The organism is Paenibacillus sp. V4I9, from assembly GCF_030817295.1.
Classification (GTDB): Bacteria; Bacillota; Bacilli; order Paenibacillales; family NBRC-103111; genus Paenibacillus_E.
On the sequence record NZ_JAUSZE010000001.1, the window covers coordinates 5,806,373 to 5,824,062 of the forward strand.

The following is a 17,690-nucleotide window of genomic DNA, read 5'->3' on the forward strand; positions in this document are numbered from 1 at the left end:
TTCAATAAAGCAAGCGAACGACTTCATTTGTCGTTACGATGCTTAAAGGCTGAGCCTCAAGCCTGTTATGCTTCCAATTGTGTTCGAACATAACCATAATCGCCTGATTCTGTAAGAACGTCTTATTTAGCATAGACAGCAAATGAGTCGTAGGCTCGCTGAGATATGGAATGTCCGCAAGAGGAATCTGCTTGCCCTGTTCATCTAACAATATATAGGCAGTTTCCGTCTTCTTGATCTCAGCAAATTGCAGCAGTACGACAGGGCGCTTGTCCGAAAGTGGATTTTTAATCTGATTCTTCACTTGTTTAATGACTTCTGGGAATGACTTGTGAGCTGACGCACGGATTTTCTGAAAATCCAGTGAGTCAGCTTCGCGGAACGTCGCTTCCTCCCAACGCACTCTCGTGTTAAGCTCCCCGGGGTATTGCGCAAGTTCTTTCGCTTCAACGACTTGAAATACAGAATCTTCTTCTCGTATGTATTTCGCTGCACGGAATGGCCGATACGTTCTTGTGATGTGGAGCTGTCCGTTTTGTAGGTCCGACCAGTATCCTTCATCTATGAACTCGCCCCTCGCCTGATCCGTATAGGATCGGAACGACAACTGCAGCAATTCCGAGGACTCGCTGCGAACGCGACCATACTCCCTCAGTTCTGCGATTTGCCAGGCATGCCCAATCCATTCTTCCAACGTTGATTCCGTATCCATAGGATGATCTGGATTTTCCAATCTGCTGTTGAGGTACTCCTTACTTTTCTTGATCAATGCTTGCAGCGTGGTAAGCTGCTCGATCACGTTTGTATACACGGTCTCTCGATCTTCCTCCGCGCGAAACTGCAGCGTCAAATCACGAAGAGCCGTTTGGATCCCCAGGATATAATAGTTGCCGAGCTGTTTTGCCTGCTCTTCAGCGGTTTGCAACGCCTTTTTGTCCAAGCCTCCTAGCCCTGACTGTACTAGCTGCAGGATAAGCTTCTCAGCAATACTGATCCCTTCCAGCTGTGCAGCTATTTTCTTCATTAACGCTGACTTGTTCGTCTTGCGCTTAACAACTGGAGCATCCGGGTCGACAGGTTCTTTCTTCTTTTCCTCCCGCTTCTCCGCCTTCTCCCTTTTGTCCACAATATCTTGTGGAACGGGTGCAGTGATGAATGTCTTGCCTGACGTATAGGCATACATCAAACCCAGATTGTGTTTGCACGGAAACTGACGGCTCGGGCATGAACAGCGGAATACGGGATTCCCCTCTTTCGCCACATCGACCGAACATCGATACGGGTCCTTTCCGCTACCTTTACACTCCCCAAAAATGATCGAACCATCCTCCGACTGACAGAGCAGCGGAAAACTATTTTTCTTCACCAAATCCTTGCCATTCTTGATCGCACTGCTGTTAAGCGCCAAACTATCTACATACGATTCCGTTAAATAATTCATCTTGTACCCCTCACAACTTGGTTATACAAACAGTTTCCACACAGTTCCTAATTTTCCTTTTTCATGGGTATGGAATTTCCTCCTCAAATAGAACGAAGAACAAGAAAAACAAAAAAGAGGAAATCCCCTGTGACTATTATTACCACCTACACGACTAGGAGGCTCAAGCCAAAGAGGAAATCCTCACATATTGAATTCATTCAATCCAAAAAAATCCTTTGTTGTCGTTGCAATTTCCTAGGAAATTTACCTGTATATCGCGACGCTTCGTCGTAGTCACTAATTTCCTCAACTAACCAAAAACCCAACCCTCACATCCGCATCCTCTTTCATCCATGACATTGTCTGCCCTTTATGCAGATCCGACTTCATCGATTTCACCAACTTCTCGATATTCACGCATTGCTCATAATGCCACTGAAGCGCAGCCGATACATACAATTCATTTAACTGGGCAAAAGTAAACCCTTCTGTTTGCTTCGCCGTTACGCGAATCATCTCTTCGCTCAGAAGCTTCCCTATCCCCTTTTGCTCCAAATAGATTTGTCTCAGCTCTAGGTCAGGAAGTTTGATTTCATAAGCACGGTCGAATCTCCCTGCCCGGTTCATAAGTGCCGGATCAATTTGCTCCGGATAATTCGTTGTCCCAATGAGAAAAATGCCTTCTTTGGAAGTCGCACCATCCAAAATGTTTAAAAAGTACGACCTTGCCCGCTGAGGCATAGCGTCGATATCTTCAATTACAAGAATCATTGGCGCCATTTTAGCCGCAGCTTGAAACACCTCTTGAATAGATTCGCTACCGGTGTTCTCCGTTATTTGCCAATAAGCAACAGGAGCTTTTACGCTGCCGGCAATCGATTTAACAAGCGTTGTTTTTCCATTACCAGGCTTCCCATAAAGCAGGATGCCTCTTTTGTAAGGAAGCTCATACTCTTTGAAAAAGGCACGATCCTCAGCAAAAAACTGATCGATAGAGCGATAAATATCTGTCTTCACTTCGTCTTTCATGATGACCTCCGTACGGTCGACCATGCGTGTAATAGGAGCCAGTTCCTTTTCCATTCCATGAGGTCCATCCGTGAAAACAGTCACTTGTCGCCGATCCAAGTCTCTTCGACGCTGCCGAGCGTGCTCCAAAAAACGCAGCAGACTCGCATCATCCACAGCAAAAACAAAATCCTCTTCTCCGACGCCATTCATGCGAAAGATAGGTACTCTAGCTAACGCGATTCCCCAGGACGGGTAAGCGAAAACGTTATTGCGCAGTGTAGGAAACGTCCGATAAGCCGATGCTTCATTTTCCGCATCTATTCCGAATGCACGTGACTCCATATGGTCTAAGATCTTAGTGACGAACTGCACATCACTAGCCCCTGTCTTCACATCCTGTTCAAGCAGCTCCCAATACTCTTCTTTTCCATCATCACTCAAATAGGGTTCGAATTGGTGACCATATTTATCTCCCAGCACATATTGAATACGTTCTAATACATAGGCATAGTCCCTATACGCTGTAAGCGAGCCACCTTCAGACCTAAACGGAGCTGATACAGCCGCTGATTCTTCATTAATTCTTATACTTTGCGCATTATTCATTTGGCACCTTTTACTGCCGCCATAGGCTTACACTTGGCTACAACTTCAGCCAACCCCGCTCCGACAACACTTTCAATAATTTGATCAACATCCTTGTAAGCTTGAGGCGATTCATCTAGAATCGACTCTAACGACCTTTGGTTAACGACAATTTCCTCATCTGTACCTACTCGCATGGAAGAGGCAAATTCATTCAGCGTTATCAATCTTTTCGTCGCACTACGCGAGCGAATTCGTCCTGCTCCATGACAGATGGAGTGAAAGTTGGCTTTGCCACCCGGAGCTCCTACCATAATGTAGGAAGATGTCCCCATTGAACCCGGAATCAGCGCAGGGTGACCTGTGTTTAGATAAGGCTGCGGATTGCTTGGATGGCCTGCCGGAAGCGACCTCGTCGCCCCTTTGCGATGAACAAAATAGGACTGCCCTTCATGATTCTCCTCCCAAGCATAGTTATGCATGAGATCATACAAGGTGGTCATTTCAAACTTCGACCCAAACACATCTTTACCAGCCTCTCGAATGGCATAAGCAATGAGATGGCGATTTACAACAGCATAATTGAGGGCCGAATACATCAGATTTACATAAGTCTGGGCTGCCGGATGATCTAAAGGTGCAAATAACAACTTAGGATCGGCCGTTCCTAATCCGTTCATCCGCATCACCTTCAACATGTCACTGCTGCAATATTGACTCACAGAGCCACCCCATGCACGCGAGCCCGAGTGAATCATAATGACCACTTGACCATCAAATAGCCCCCATGCTTCAGCCACCTCCCGGTTCTCTTCCGCAATCTCTATCGACTGAATCTCTGCAAAATGATTCCCATTCCCGAGCGTCCCAAGCTGACGGTGTGATCGATGCCAAACATGGCTCGGAAATCGATTCAATACATTTTCATCCAAAGTAAATTCGCTGCTTTCTACATGTGTAAACGAAGTCGCCTTTCGAGGCGTATAGCCGTCGGGAATATATTTCTTTGGAAGCCCATGCAGTCCTTTGGTGACGATGTTCTCCAATCGGATGTCCGAGAAATGTCCACGTGCATGATCTTCCACGGGTAAGTACTTTTCGATCGTCTTCACCAGCTTGCGGCGCAGCTTCACATCCTTCAGCTCATCCTTGTGCAAATTCGTCATATGCACTCGCATTCCACAGCCAATATCGCTGCCTACAATAGATGGTGACACATAGCCGTCATGCGAATTCCATACTGCTGTCGTGCCTATGCAAGTACCAACTCCGACATGTACGTCAGGCGTATAGCTCATATACACTTGATTTGGAATCTGCAAATTGTTGTTGGCCATCTGAAATACTTGATACTCTAAGGCTTTAAACAACTCAGGTCCTGCGTATACATGGACGACTCCCGATGGGAGCTGGACCTGCTGAAAATAGTTTTCTTTCATTCGTTTTGTTCCTCTCTATGAACCCCAAACCTCCCTCAGCGCATCTCGGAATAAAGCATCTAATGCTGCTTCTTGCTTTTCACCAGAGACAGCGATATGTTTGGCAGTTTCTTCAAAATAAGCGATTTGTCGATCTAGATAATCGTTGATTACCGTAATTTTCGGCTCTAAGTCGAATTCGACGCCAGCCTTCTTACGCGTCAACAACGTATATACTTCTTGTTTTAATTTCGATCCCGGCAGCATTTGCTCCACCAGATCTTCAAAATCCATCGGCGGCATACTGCCGCGCTCTTCAATCCACTGGCAAGCCAGTATTGGGCGTAACACATAAAAGTACTTTTTGATTTTCACATACTCACCCTGTAAATATTCCCGAAAGTTCCCTTTGGCCATATGCAAATAGTGATACATACTGGACCGCGGTGAAAAGGTTAACGGTGAAAGCTGGCGGATTTGCTCCGTTACACCGTATTGCTCCATGTACTGAATCGGCGACTGGAGCCATTCGAGCAAAGGTGGGTTCGATTTGCGAAACAAGTTCAGCGCCTTTTTCAAATCCCAACCGTTGATGTCCAGCTGATCGCTGATCGGACGCTCAATGACATCTCGTTTCTCAAATATGGATAGGTACCAATCCACAGGTCTTACGTAGATAAACCTCACATCATAATCACTGTCTTTCGATGGAAACCCCCACGCTCTACTACCCGATTCACAGGCATAAAGGATCCGCACGCCTTCCTCTTGTTCAATTCGTTTAAGCTCACTATCTATTTTATTCATATCAAATGTCATGGGACTCACCCTCTCTTCGTATTATGCGGACGCAAAAAAAGCCTTAGACCAACATCGTCTACGGCTTTATCATGTCAAATTTAAACTAGGCCTACTCAAAGAGTACCTACGTATTCGTCAAAAGTCCGGTTGAGACCGATGGTATGAATTGCTTTTCAATTGTCAGGTTATTCATAGAAATTTGATTGCGAATCATATCGTCGGCCTCCTTTCCATTCATTTACAAACATCATACGAGTCAAACCTAAGTACTGTCAATCCGTTGCGGCGGAAAGATTAATTATAATGATCGTGCCTATTAATAAAATTTATCATTACTTAGAAATGTTTTTATCTCCAACAAGCGAATTCAGCTGCTCTAGTAAGTTACCTCCACCATTGAAAGAGATCGTCCCGATTTTCTCACATATCTTCTCAAGAAATTCAAGCTCCTTCAAACGAAACAGGGTTTGGTTCTCATCCATAAGCTTAGCCGTATTGAGCAAGCTCCGAGTAGAAGCTGTCTCCTCACGCCGCGTAATGAGATTGGCTTGAGCCTTCTTCTCAGCCAACAAGACCGTATTCAGAATATCCTTAACATCACCCGGCAGAATAATATCTTTCACACCTGCGGATAAGAACTGCACGCCATAATCTAGACTTTTCTCATTCAAGCGTGACAAAACGTAGGTGGTGATTTCCTGTTTCATTTTCAGCAATTCATCTAATCTCAACGTACCAACATACTCACGTAAAACAAGCTGCAGTTGAATGTACATTTGCTCTTCAAACGACTTGATTTCAAGCGCTCGAAGTGGATTCACAATACGATATTGGCACACAAAGTTAAGTCGAAGAGTTACCTTATCCTCCGTCATCATTTCTTGCCCCGTCATATCCATTTGTTGTTGGCGCAGGTCGATGGTTTTCACAGAGACTCCTATAGGTCCCTTCCAGAAATAATATTTGCCGGGAGCAAGCTCCTTTTGCATGACATGGTTATAAAACAAAGCTCCACTTTCGTGACTAGCCACATCAAATGTTTGATAATAACCAATTAGCTTAGGAATGATAGCTGGATCAATTTCCTTTGGTAATTCAGGATTACGTATATCTGTACGAAGATAGGTGTGCTTTTTCAAAGCATTCCAAAAGGCATAGCTTCCAGCTGTCAACAAACCAACAAATTTGCCATCTTCATAATGCAGAACGTATTCATAGTCTTGAACTTGCACAATATCCAGCTCTTGTATGAGTATTTCGTCATGCATAAACAACTGAAGATCTTTCCCTTTTACATTAAAAGGGTGCATGATATTTAGAATCTCAACGTTATCATCCGAAAATGGAGACAACCGATAAGTGCCTGGTTGTAAGCTTTTATAGTAGCTGCCTTTACGAAAAAGCAGTCCTCGTTCGTCATTTTGTATCGTCACTTTTTTAAACATGTTAAACCTCCTTGAATGATAGATCACGTATTTGGAGTCCTCCTGCGAGTAGGGCGGAATTCTGCTTAAGAATACAAGTAATGAATAACAGCCATTTGAAACTAGTTGGAGATGTCGGGTTTCACTAGCAAACCGTCTATCTTCCCGTTATTTAACAAACGGTTTTAAGCATTCTTGCAATCGGTATCTGCAGACTGCATAGCCTTAGTGCAGTGTGCTATCTGAGAGCCACAGAAGACTCCAATACACAATCAATAGGGGATGTTTTTCGCTCGATTAAAAGTCGAGTGCTCTACCACTGAGCTAATCGTTCCACACGATAGGGGATTCGAACCCCTGCACCTGGGGAATGTACGCCGAAATGAACATTACAGTATACAAACACATAGAGATGTGTGAGCACTGCCGGACTATTTGAAATCCTAGCCTAGGTAAAGTCATCCGTACATACATCCAAATTTATGATTATACGTCCATTGACGTCTATCATCACTACAATTTCTTAAACCCCTTTAATCGCAACCATCGGCTTACAAGTCGCCACCACATCAGCTAACGATGCACCCACAACACTATCAATAATCTGATCCACATCTTTATAGGCTTGCGGACATTCATCAAGGATGGTTTGCAGAGAACGATGATTAACGAGAATCTCATCATCCGTTCCAACTTTCATCGATTGCGCGAATTGATCGACGGTGACAAGCTCTTTTGTTGCTTTCCGTGATCTCGCTCTGCCCGCACCGTGACAGATGGAGTAGAAGTTTTTCAGTCCTTCCTCTTTCCCAACCATAATGTAGGATGAGGTTCCCATTGAACCGGGGATTAATGCCGGATGTCCCGTTTCTTTATAGGCAGCTGTATTCAGGAAATGACCTGGCGGCAGCGCTCTTGTCGCTCCCTTTCGATGAACGAGCATCGGCTGATTGCGGTGAAATTCCTTTAGCGCATAGTTATGCATGAGGTCATATAGAACAGGCAACTCTTCATCCCCGCCAAATACTTCCCTGAAAGCTTCACGCACGCCAAAGGCAATCATATGTCGATTACTTACCGCAAAGTTTAGAGCGGAATACATCAGATTTAAGTAGGTTTGCCCTTCTTGACTTGCAATAGGAGCATATAAGAGATTCCGGTCGGGATTTTCGATTCCCCAGCTTTGCATGGCTTCTCTGAAAACCTTGGTGAATTCTTGACCCAACATAGCTCCCCATGCACGGGACCCGGAGTGAATCATGACGACAACTTGACCGTCGAACAAGCCCCATTTTGCCCCTACATCCTTATGAGCCTCCGCCACTTCTAGATATTGAATTTCTATAAAATGGTTCCCGCCGCCAAGCGTCCCCAGCTGCCCATGGGCATACTTACGGATTTTTGCTGGCAAATTCTCAAGGTAGGCATGGTCAAACTTGAATGTTGACTCCTCAACATGTGACAACCACTGTTCATTCGGAACGTATTTCTCGGGAAGTCCCTTTAACCCGTCCTGCACCACATTCATGATATCGATATCGGAATAATTCGTATTCGTTCGTTCATTCGTTGGAACATATTTCTCGATCGCTTTGATTAGCGCTCTACGAACACCCTTGTCTTGAATATCACGTTTGTGCAGGGATGTTGTATGTACGCGCATGCCACAGCCGATATCTACGCCAACAATTGATGGGGAAACGAACCCGTCTTTCATACTCCAAACTGCCGTTGTCCCAATGCAAGTACCAATACCAACATGGGCGTCCGGGGTATAGCTCATATGCACATTGCGCGGAATACGCAGGTTATTATCTGCCATTTCGAATACTTTGTTCTCAAAGGATTGGAAAACATCCGGGTTAGCAAAAACATGTAGATTGCCATGCTCTAGTTCCTTTTCATAATGATTACCGCCGTGTACGATTGTTTTCATATCCATTTGGTTAACCTCCGTTTTTCTTCTAAAGCTATCTTCGCTTATTTCCTTTCGAACGAACATGGTGAAAGTATGACGACAGGTGAAAAGTTTTCCATTTTCTCCATATCGCTCCCCTGTTACAATAAGTAAAGGTTGAAATGAAGAGCGAGGGATACAAATGGCCAAGGAAAGCTTTGATAAAGAAATTCAATTTCTGCGAATGCTTGTCCTCACTAGCGGTGCGTACAGTCGTCAGCAATTTGCGGAGAGGCTCGGTATCTCGGTTCATACCTTTGATAAAACCTTACGCCGGTTAAAAGAAATCGTAGCGACTATGTATCAACAAGCACCGGACACGCAAAGGAAAGAATTCGCCGAGATGCTGCGCTACAGCTATTTCGATTCAACTGATCCTATGCTGCTGTTCTTATTTCGAGCAAAGTCATTGAAAGAATCCGAAAGTCAACGAATTTCTACTTTGCTTACTGCTTTGAATGAACAGGCACTTACCGCTATTGAGCTGCTGGATGTATGTAGTAAAGATATCCAAACCGATTCCTCACTTCCTGATGAGAAAACGGTTCGAAACGACTTGAAATATCTCGAAGAAGTCGGTGTCATTAAAAAAGTGCCTGGACCACGCCCCTATCGTTATCGCATACATAATGATTTAATCCATGAACTTAGCCAGGATGAGCTTCTTGACCTCTATGATTTTGTTGATGTGATGTCGAATACACAGGTACCGTCCGTTCAAGGCTATTTACTGCGAGACGGGCTAAAAAAGCATATGAATCGGACCTCATCCGAGCCAACATCCATAGAACCATTCCTTTATAAATATCATTACCACTCACGTATTTTGGATGAAGCGCATCTTTCCATCCTTCTATCAGCGATCCAAAAACGCCGCAAAATCGAGTTCTTATACTTTTCGCCTAAAAATTCGCAGTCCTATTCATCGAAAAACACAAATCCATTGTTTGAACGCGAAATGGAAGGGAAGCTGCAGAAAACACTACCACTCAAAATTGTCTACGATCACCAATATGGACGATGGTATCTTCTTGCTTATGATTACCGGCATGGTATCAAGAAATATCGTATGGAAGGCATGACTCAAATTGAGCAAGGTGAGACTGTCGACTCAATCCTTTTTGATGAGAAGAAAAGTGTATTGGAGGAGAGTATCAAGCATAGTTGGGTCCTTGATACCGGACGATCGGTTATCTTGAAAGTAAGATTTTTTAACCCAGGCGATACGGGGCCGAATTTCATTAAAGATCGTGTCCTTCTTCAGGGGCAGTGGGGAGAGATTACGGAAGAACAGATCGATTCGTTTATTTTCGAAATTAAGGTTAATGGAACTACGGAAATTAAGCCTTGGATTAGAAGCTTCGGATCTAGCTGCGAAGTGCTTGAACCGATCTATTTTCGGAATGAGATGATTGCGGAGTGGAAGGAGCTCGAGACGTATTATGAACCTGTTCGAGAAAATATTTAACTATCAAATGATTACGCGGCTAGAGAATTCGGGCACTTTCATGATTACCTCACAGGAAAGGTCATGGCTGAAAACCATGCTTAACCACCCCTCTGCGTCCTATGCTTTCACTTCAGTGACATTGGAAAAGCTTGAATCTGTCCTAGTTGATGAGAATACCTTGGATTTTTCTGATGCCTTTATTGAGAAAGCTCGAAGTAAGGAGAAGCTAGTCTATCACCCGATGCTTCGCGCATTACGTCGATTCATTACGAGTCAAGCCGCTATCCAACTTACTTACAGAGTGAAGGATGATCGGACTTTTACCAATGAAATGGCTTTTCCCTATAAGCTTGAGTATTCCTTGGTGAAAAAAGAATGGTACTTGCTCTGGTATCACATCAGACATCGAGCAATGATGAGTACGAAACTCGAAAAAATTGAATCGATCAAAGAGTTGTCCATTTCTCCTGAGCGAGTTGCCCAAATTGGTTTAGATATAGAGAAACTGCTGCAAAAACGTCAGATTCATGCAACGATTGAGGTTATAAAGGAGTACAATCGAGAATTATCCCGGATTTTGTATGCCTTCTCTTGTTTTGAGAAGCAAGTTGATTACGATGAAATTCAAGAATCATATACAATCCGATTAACCTTTCAAAATAATGAAGCCGAATATGTCCTTAGCAAACTTCGTTTCTTGGGTAAGCGCGTGCGTGTCACCCAAGGCGATCATTTGCAAAGGAGAATGCTTGAATCGGCCAAAAGAGCTTTGGCTAGGTATGAGCAGTCATAGTCCAACCCTCTGGAAAAATACCAGAGGGCGGCTATCCGTTTATTGAAACCTACTTAAAAACCGCAAATGACTCGAAATTGATTTCATGAACAACGACTCGTGGATTCATTTGAAGAACAAACATCAGCATTTCAGCTACGTCGGTGGTCGTCATGAATTTGTCCCTCGCGACCGGTCGCGTCCCCCAAAAGCCGCTATCCGTAGCTCCCGGGTTTAACGTGGTGACTCGAATGTTTTTCTCCACCAACTGTAAGGCCAGTCCCTGCGAGAACATATTGACGGCAGCCTTGGCAGTACAATAGAGGGGCGCTCCAGAGTTCGCCCGTTTGGCAGCCATGGAACCTATGTTGACAATCAAAGCCCCGTGCTCCGTGTTCACAAGCGGAATAAAATGTTTAGAGCAAAGGAAAGTACCCTTCAGATTCACATCGATGGATTGTTCATATTGCTCCACGGACATCTCGGCAATCGAAGCAGGAATACTTAAACCCGCCAAATTCAATAGTACATCAAGGTGGCCAAAAGCCTGTGATGCCATGTCGAAGAATGCCTGTACTTCTTGCTCACTTGTTACGTCTAATGCCTTACAAACGGCTTCGGCTCCGTTCCTTACAAGACAGGCAGTCAGTTCTGCTAGAGCTTGCTCACTTCGCGATCCCAATGCAAGCCTAGCCCCTTCTGCAGCTAATGCTTTGGCGACAGCTTGGCCCATACCCCCGCTAGCGCCGATGATGGCAACGGCTTTATCTTTTAACCGATTCATCCGAACCACATCCTTTTTCCGTTAAAATTCAATTAAAATTTTCCCGTTATTTTTGCCTGCTTTCATCGTTTGAATAGATGTCTCCAGTTGTTCCAATGGGCAAATGTCGCTGATAAGCTTCTCCAGATCACATTGATTTGAAGCGGCCATATTCCCAAGCATTTTAATCGTTTTCTGAAAATCACCAAACGTATACACTCGGCTTCCAATCATGGTAAGTTCTTTAAAAATCCCCTGCAGTACATTTAATTGTGGTAGTTTGCTTGGAAAACCTACGAAGACAACTGTCCCCCTTATCCTACACGCTTGTGTGGCAAAGAGGATTCCCGCTTGGGACCCGGATACTTCAATGACAATGTCAAAGCCTTCTTCAGCAGTCAAGTCGTTCGCCCTTTTCACACCGTCTTCCTCAGCTGGATTAATCACATCCCTAAAACCAAACGAGCGGATTTGTTCGACCCTAGCAGGATTGATCTCCGAGAATACCACCTGTGAAGCACCACCTTCCCGTGCGACCAAGCCAACGATCAAGCCAATAGGGCCTCCACCAATCACTAATACACGATCACCAATTTTCACACCGGCTCTTCGATTCACATGAAATCCCACCGCAAACGGCTCCGTCATGGCCGCAATCCGGTCTGAAAGCGCGTCGTCAACCTTAATCACCTTAGCCAGTGATGCTTTCAAATATTCGGCAAAACCTCCGTTCGTATGAATGCCGAAGAGCTTAAGGCTCCGACAGACATGCCAATTACCTTCCTTGCAAGCTTCGCATGTGCCACAGCTGATTAGGGGCTCCATAACCACCCTGTCGCCTATTTTAAAAGAAGTCTCGCTCTTCGTGTTTATTTGTTCGATTGTCCCGACAAACTCATGCCCCATTGTGACAGGTGTTTTCGCTGTCGGATGATGCCCTTCATAAATATGGAGGTCCGTACCGCAGATTCCCGCATACCTGACTTTGATGAGGCATTCTTCCTCTCCTAGTTCGGGAACCGGCACTTCTTGGATTTCGATATTTTCCCATTTCGTTAATACGGCTGCTTTCATGTTCATTCCTCCCTTTGATTTTTTGCGTTAAAAATAGCCGCCCTTTTTCACAACTTCCGTCGGCGTTAGTCCATCTAGCACCATCTGCTTAATCTCTTTCTCGTTTTCTTTGATATATTCTGACCTGAGAAGGACGTCATAGGCCATGTCTCTGGGAATTACGATAACGCCGTCAATGTCTCCGAAAATAATATCCCCTGGATAAATGAACACTTGGCCGATCATGACGGGTATTTGCCAATCGATCATGCGAAATCTTCCGAGCATACCATTGGATGTCCTGTATTTGCAAAACAAGGGGAACTCAAGCTCCAGGACCTTGTTCGTATCCCGGACACCTCCGTCAACCACAGCCCCCTTGCACCCTCGCAGTTTGGACGCCATGGTCATCACTTCCCCCCACTGCGCCGATTCATCATCCTCACTCGTATCCCAGACGACCACCGAGCCATCGCCGATCTCCTCCAGCATTTTGGCCCGCTGCTCCATTTCGCTTTCCAAAGTGAGATTCTTCGAGCCCTTGACGGTAAACGCCACCCCACATAACACCATCTCATCCTTCAAAGGCATGATGTTGCTCGGCAGGACTTGATGAAGAAGGCCATTCTCCCTTAATACATCGTTTACGGCCGCTGTAAACACTTGACCAAAGCGCTCGCACAGCTCCTTATCGGAGATAGGAAGCGGCTTGAGCTCCCTTTTGCTTCGATTTGCTTTCAATTGATCCAAATTCATCTTGTTTCCCTCCACTATTTGGTTTGTACGAATTGATTATTTTTTGACAAGGCTTACATATTGCTGGACATTCATCTAATCGCGTTATTATAATAAAAATAACAATCTTATTTCGATGGAGCGATCAAGCAATGTCTAATATTCATGTACAAAATGATTATGATTTCAACATATCAAGCATCGGAAATGTCTACGAACGGGAACCGAATCCCCATTGGAAATATGACCGGATCGTCAATCACGAAGCTTATATTATCGCTTTCTGCAAGGATGGTGAGGCTTTATACGGTATTAATGGAAAAGAAATAAGTGTTAAAAAAGGGGATCTGCTGTTTTTTCCAAAAGGCCTTGTGCGTTCAGCTTCCTCTAATCCGATGAATCCCTGGTCCTTTTATACAGTGGCATTCGATATTCAATTCCTTAACGAGAATTCCCAGGAATCTTTGGACCGATTGGATCATGTGACTCGCAGCCCGCATCTATACAGGCTTCCCTCCCTTTTCGCAGAGCTTAATCTGGTTTGGTCCGGCAAGCGGAGCGGTTTCGTTATAAAATGCAAAAGCATCATTATGGATATTCTGTATCACCTTATCAAGGAACAGGATCGGACGATTCACGGGTCTGCCCACTATAACGCGATCGAGCAAACAGCCAACTTGATTCTATCCAATTATAAGAACCATTTTTCCATCGATGAGCTTGCAAAGCTTGCGGACATGAGCGATTCTCATTTTCGTTTGTTGTTCAAAAAAATCACCGGTATGACCGCCATACAATACCAGAACCATATCCGTATCAACAAAGCCAAGGATCTCCTGCTAAGCGGAGAATGTAACGTGACGGAAGCAGCGTTGTCGGTAGGCTTTCAGGATATCTACTATTTCAGCCGCTTATTCAAAAAGCTGACAGGCGCGAACCCTTCAGATTACATCACAGGATAATAGGCGATGACATGCAAAGATATCGCTAAGTCTTTTCCTTACCGCGGAGTCATATCGCTTTGGCTAATGAGGTACTCCCGACCACTCGAATGATCCTTAACAATCAAATCTTCATTCTCCATCAATTGTAAGGAATATCCCCCCGTCTTTGCCGGAGGCTCAACATAGAAATGATGGTCCGATAATGGCAGTATGTGCCAGTGCCTTACCGTTTCCGTATCATCCATTGCAATGGCATAAATGATGGTGTGCTGTGTCTGATACCTCTCGCTCTCATAACGGAATATAGAAGCACTTCCTTCCGCCCCTTGCCCCTTTTGATTCGGCAGCGGATGATAACAATCGTGAACATATCCCCAGTCCAACGACAGGCGGTTTGAGTTAACCTCCCCATCTGACGTAGCGCTCACTTGAAAAAATTTCATTCCTGCTTCGTTTCGCCTGAACACTAGCTTCGTTTCTGCGGCTACCTTTGACTTTAACCGATTATCACGGTTATTGATCACAAAGTGGCTCCTCACCTTAACCGGACGGTCAGCTTGAATCCTGTCGATGATAAAAAGGGTGTGCGGCATCGCCGCGATCCATGTCCGCTCTGCACTGCGGATCGGCTCGCCGTAAAGCTCTGCCGCATCCGATCGGACTACATGAATGCCATTCAATTCTTTGACAATGCGATTATGATTAAACAGGGATGTCGGTTTGTAAATGTTCCCGTGTACGGGCTTCTGTTCGATCACAAACGGGTTTCCAACCTTATCCTCCGCTTCAAAACTCCATGTATTGTGCGAAGTTGTTGATTTCGTGAAGTCCTGTGTTCTCAATCTATAGCAGCAGTGACCCGGGTCGACAAAGAAACGTTCCTGCCTATGTGACAGAATAAAGCTATTCTGGTCCTCATGCCGATGGGCAGTGATATGATGCGGCTTGAAGCCCCCTTGAATTGCCAGCACAGTAACCGGCCGCTCCCAGCGATCTCTTGCAATAATGTTACCCACCTCAAACGATGACAGGAGCGGAATCCCTGCCTGCTCCGGCGTCAACGCTTCCGCTGCTTCTTGATAAAGTAGAATGCTGAGAAACTGGAAGCTATTATTAAAACCGAAAGATGCACCCTCATCAGGTCCTAATCGTGGATTTGCGTACATTCGTTCGAATAACCAGCGTGCTATACCGGATTCAATCGGGAACTGTCGTTTGGCTCGGGCAGCTACATGGAGCAGTACATCCCCAGAAGGGCGAAACATAGCTGAGCTATCGCCAAAGTTCACCGTTCTGGGATATCGCTCCAATCCCCATCCCTCAAGCGGCTTCATATACATAAAGCTCGCCGCATACCAAGGCATCAGCTTCGCATAACACCCAATATCCAGATTCTCTTCGAGGTTCGGATCGTATCGCGTCAAGATTTCTCGCAAATGGCTTAAATGAATGGTTGCATAATTACTATATTGCACCGACTCGCCGTAGCTATCTTCGTTATAGAGCATAGCCGCTGCCTTGTAATATTCTACGGTTTCCGCAACGGTTTCCCGATCATCCAGTACCGCTGCGACCGTCCCTATACCGTTTAATAGAACCATAAACCAATTGCTAATTTGATCTCTCGCATTCAAATATTGATTAGCAGCAGCCTTACACGGATCCATCCCCTTGGTTCTCAAGTTGACCTTAATAATCAACAATTCCTCATCGCTGAATAGCTCAGGGCATAAGTCAATCACGATTGCGATGGCGATTGAGGTATGAGCCGTTTCCAAAGTTCCCATTAGTGGAAGGCTTCTTGACCTGAACCAGGGGCCTATCCATTCATTGATTGGTTTATCACAGACCTCAAGTACAATTTCTCTAAGCCACGTTTGCAGCTCTTCACTCGGTTTGACAGCTTGCACAAATGCGGCATCGCTGAGTCTTTCCCAAATCAGGTGCCACCACTCCTGTGTATTTCCCGGCTGCATCAAACCTGGAGATTTCGTATGCTCCCTGACCCGCTCCTCCATCGATGTCCAAAGATCTCTTATTTTACCTGTATCCTTGTAAATACGACTGCGTAATTCTTCCAAGTTTCCGAGAATTCTTCCCAAAACCAGACCTCCCATTGTCATGACCTATTCGGCATGCCCCGTTGCTGCCTGATTAATGTTCAGTCATTACGAGGAACATCATAGATTCCGTTTCGGTAAGCCTCAACCATAGAAAACATTAACGGTGCGAAGCTATGATGTTCATCTCGATGCGGCAGCATCAACGTTACATAGGACTGCACAGTACCTCTATCCTCGCCTTCGCCAGGACACAAACATCCTGGACAACTGCGTTCTGTTGAATAATCCGGATTGATGCTAATCATGTTCAACCCTTCTATACCTTTCTGAAGGACGGGGAAATAAGTGTCCTTGTCTAATAGCCCCATACGCAATCCAATGCCAATTCCATATAGGATTAGTCCTGTTCCCGACGTTTCCTCATAGGAGTATTCAAACGGAATTTCCTGTCTCCATAAGCCTCGTTTGGACTGATAGGGAAGCAGTGCCGTCGATAAATCCTTGAAGTATTTCTCCGCCTTCGGCCGATGGACGGAACTTGGCGGAAGATGCTGCACGAGCTCGGCTAGAGGCATATATCCCCATCCGTTTCCCCTACTCCAATGATCCTCGGAAAATTTCCCAGGTCCTGCCCAATTCTTGCTTTGATGAAGCAAGCCATTTTCGGAGTCGAGAAATTCCTCATACATAAGAAACGTTTGATTGGCCGCTTCGTCGATATACCGCTGTTCGTCAAGCGCAAGTCCCGCGAACAGCAAATATGGAGTCACTGCCATAGCGACATCGATCCATATCAATTCCTCTTCTGGAGCATACGGATACGACATAATGCCTTTACGATCCCTTGTGGCGGTCATCATTTCCTCGGCATACTCTCTTACCTGATTGCTCGCCTCCGGCATATAGCCTTTCATCAGCGCATAAGCCTTGGGGATACCGCCAATACGGTAGCTTGGAAAATTGTAACGCGGGTGCTCAATTCGGTCCGGAAAGCGAGACAAGATGTGTTTGCATTTCTCTAACAGTACCGGATCCTGCTTCTCTTCAGCAGTTTGCAGCAGCGCGTAGATGGACAACAATCCGTAATAATGCTTTACCTCGTCCATATGCTCGTAGTGCTCGTATAGCTTTTGCGATATGTACAACGGGTTCATGAATAGCAAGCCTCCTTAAATATAAGTTTGTAAAATTTGATTATCCTTTTAGCAAAGAGAAGGATCTTTATATTTAGACAAAAGACTTCAATTACAGATTTATTCTATACTTTAAGGTCTAGTAGTAACATGAATGA

14 protein-coding genes are annotated in these 17,690 nt (G+C 45.0%); 3 read left to right on the top strand and 11 right to left on the bottom strand.

What is annotated here, in order from left to right:
- Position 1 precedes the first annotated feature (1 nt).
- From QFZ81_RS26945 to QFZ81_RS26970, 6 genes are all read right to left on the bottom strand, one after another.
- On the bottom strand, positions 2-1,441 hold the full coding sequence (locus QFZ81_RS26945) for an SWIM zinc finger family protein (protein ID WP_307605403.1): 1,440 nt from the start codon (positions 1,439-1,441) through the stop codon (positions 2-4).
- Positions 1,442-1,729: 288 nt separating this feature from the next.
- A complete protein-coding gene (locus QFZ81_RS26950) occupies positions 1,730-3,040 on the bottom strand; it encodes an AAA family ATPase (protein ID WP_307605404.1) in 1,311 nt (436 codons plus the stop codon).
- Complete coding sequence (locus QFZ81_RS26955; protein ID WP_307605405.1) at positions 3,037-4,458, bottom strand: RtcB family protein; 1,422 nt, start codon at positions 4,456-4,458, stop codon at positions 3,037-3,039. Before QFZ81_RS26955 ends, QFZ81_RS26950 begins: the two co-directional genes overlap by 4 nt.
- Before the next feature lie 15 nt (positions 4,459-4,473).
- On the bottom strand, positions 4,474-5,256 hold the full coding sequence (locus tag QFZ81_RS26960; protein ID WP_307605406.1) for a nucleotidyltransferase domain-containing protein: 783 nt from the start codon (positions 5,254-5,256) through the stop codon (positions 4,474-4,476).
- A gap of 314 nt (positions 5,257-5,570) precedes the next feature.
- Positions 5,571-6,683, bottom strand: a complete 1,113-nt coding sequence (locus tag QFZ81_RS26965; RefSeq protein ID WP_307605407.1) for a slipin family protein — start codon at positions 6,681-6,683, stop codon at positions 5,571-5,573.
- 502 nt (positions 6,684-7,185) lie between these two features.
- Positions 7,186-8,598, bottom strand: coding sequence for an RtcB family protein (locus tag QFZ81_RS26970; protein ID WP_307449445.1), 1,413 nt, complete (start codon positions 8,596-8,598; stop codon positions 7,186-7,188).
- Between the two features lie 163 nt (positions 8,599-8,761).
- Here QFZ81_RS26970 and QFZ81_RS26975 point away from each other — a divergent pair, with 163 nt between their 5' ends.
- Both QFZ81_RS26975 and QFZ81_RS26980 read left to right on the top strand, forming a co-directional pair.
- Positions 8,762-10,087 (top strand): helix-turn-helix transcriptional regulator, encoded by a 1,326-nt coding sequence (locus QFZ81_RS26975; RefSeq protein ID WP_307605408.1) that lies wholly within the window; start codon positions 8,762-8,764, stop codon positions 10,085-10,087.
- Positions 10,062-10,862 carry a WYL domain-containing protein gene (locus QFZ81_RS26980; protein WP_307439674.1) on the top strand — a complete coding sequence of 267 codons (801 nt, stop codon included), beginning with the start codon at positions 10,062-10,064 and terminating at the stop codon, positions 10,860-10,862. Before QFZ81_RS26975 ends, QFZ81_RS26980 begins: the two co-directional genes overlap by 26 nt.
- A gap of 49 nt (positions 10,863-10,911) precedes the next feature.
- Here the strand turns inward: QFZ81_RS26980 and QFZ81_RS26985 are convergent, their stop codons facing one another.
- From QFZ81_RS26985 to QFZ81_RS26995, 3 genes are read right to left on the bottom strand one after another with little or no spacing between them, the layout of a single operon-like run.
- Positions 10,912-11,625, bottom strand: a complete 714-nt coding sequence (locus QFZ81_RS26985) for an SDR family oxidoreductase (RefSeq protein ID WP_307439672.1) — start codon at positions 11,623-11,625, stop codon at positions 10,912-10,914.
- Positions 11,626-11,646: 21 nt separating this feature from the next.
- Positions 11,647-12,678: a zinc-dependent alcohol dehydrogenase gene (locus QFZ81_RS26990; protein ID WP_307439669.1), complete on the bottom strand. Its 1,032-nt coding sequence runs from the start codon at positions 12,676-12,678 to the stop codon at positions 11,647-11,649.
- Positions 12,679-12,705: 27 nt separating this feature from the next.
- Positions 12,706-13,413 carry an RraA family protein gene (locus QFZ81_RS26995; RefSeq protein WP_307605409.1) on the bottom strand — a complete coding sequence of 236 codons (708 nt, stop codon included), beginning with the start codon at positions 13,411-13,413 and terminating at the stop codon, positions 12,706-12,708.
- 131 nt (positions 13,414-13,544) lie between these two features.
- Between QFZ81_RS26995 and QFZ81_RS27000 the strand changes: the two genes are divergently transcribed.
- Positions 13,545-14,354 carry an AraC family transcriptional regulator gene (locus tag QFZ81_RS27000; protein WP_307605410.1) on the top strand — a complete coding sequence of 270 codons (810 nt, stop codon included), beginning with the start codon at positions 13,545-13,547 and terminating at the stop codon, positions 14,352-14,354.
- Positions 14,355-14,392: 38 nt separating this feature from the next.
- Here QFZ81_RS27000 and QFZ81_RS27005 read toward each other — a convergent pair whose 3' ends face one another.
- The gene (locus QFZ81_RS27005; RefSeq protein WP_307605411.1) at positions 14,393-16,438 is read right to left on the bottom strand and encodes a heparinase II/III domain-containing protein; all 2,046 of its coding nucleotides are present in this window, start codon (positions 16,436-16,438) and stop codon (positions 14,393-14,395) included.
- Positions 16,439-16,497: 59 nt separating this feature from the next.
- The gene (locus QFZ81_RS27010) at positions 16,498-17,553 is read right to left on the bottom strand and encodes a glycoside hydrolase family 88 protein (RefSeq protein ID WP_307605412.1); all 1,056 of its coding nucleotides are present in this window, start codon (positions 17,551-17,553) and stop codon (positions 16,498-16,500) included.
- Positions 17,554-17,690 lie beyond the last annotated feature (137 nt).

Bases quoted from the DNA above. Each gene is read 5' to 3' on its own strand.
- QFZ81_RS26945 (WP_307605403.1), bottom strand. From the start codon at position 1,441: ATGAATTATTTAACGGAATCGTATGTAGATAGTTTGGCGCTTAACAGC.
- QFZ81_RS26950 (WP_307605404.1), bottom strand. From the start codon at position 3,040: ATGAATAATGCGCAAAGTATAAGAATTAATGAAGAATCAGCGGCTGTA.
- QFZ81_RS26955 (WP_307605405.1), bottom strand. From the start codon at position 4,458: ATGAAAGAAAACTATTTTCAGCAGGTCCAGCTCCCATCGGGAGTCGTC.
- QFZ81_RS26960 (WP_307605406.1), bottom strand. From the start codon at position 5,256: ATGACATTTGATATGAATAAAATAGATAGTGAGCTTAAACGAATTGAA.
- QFZ81_RS26965 (WP_307605407.1), bottom strand. From the start codon at position 6,683: ATGTTTAAAAAAGTGACGATACAAAATGACGAACGAGGACTGCTTTTT.
- QFZ81_RS26970 (WP_307449445.1), bottom strand. From the start codon at position 8,598: ATGAAAACAATCGTACACGGCGGTAATCATTATGAAAAGGAACTAGAG.
- QFZ81_RS26975 (WP_307605408.1), top strand. From the start codon at position 8,762: ATGGCCAAGGAAAGCTTTGATAAAGAAATTCAATTTCTGCGAATGCTT.
- QFZ81_RS26980 (WP_307439674.1), top strand. From the start codon at position 10,062: ATGAACCTGTTCGAGAAAATATTTAACTATCAAATGATTACGCGGCTA.
- QFZ81_RS26985 (WP_307439672.1), bottom strand. From the start codon at position 11,625: ATGAATCGGTTAAAAGATAAAGCCGTTGCCATCATCGGCGCTAGCGGG.
- QFZ81_RS26990 (WP_307439669.1), bottom strand. From the start codon at position 12,678: ATGAAAGCAGCCGTATTAACGAAATGGGAAAATATCGAAATCCAAGAA.
- QFZ81_RS26995 (WP_307605409.1), bottom strand. From the start codon at position 13,413: ATGAATTTGGATCAATTGAAAGCAAATCGAAGCAAAAGGGAGCTCAAG.
- QFZ81_RS27000 (WP_307605410.1), top strand. From the start codon at position 13,545: ATGTCTAATATTCATGTACAAAATGATTATGATTTCAACATATCAAGC.
- QFZ81_RS27010 (WP_307605412.1), bottom strand. From the start codon at position 17,553: ATGAACCCGTTGTACATATCGCAAAAGCTATACGAGCACTACGAGCAT.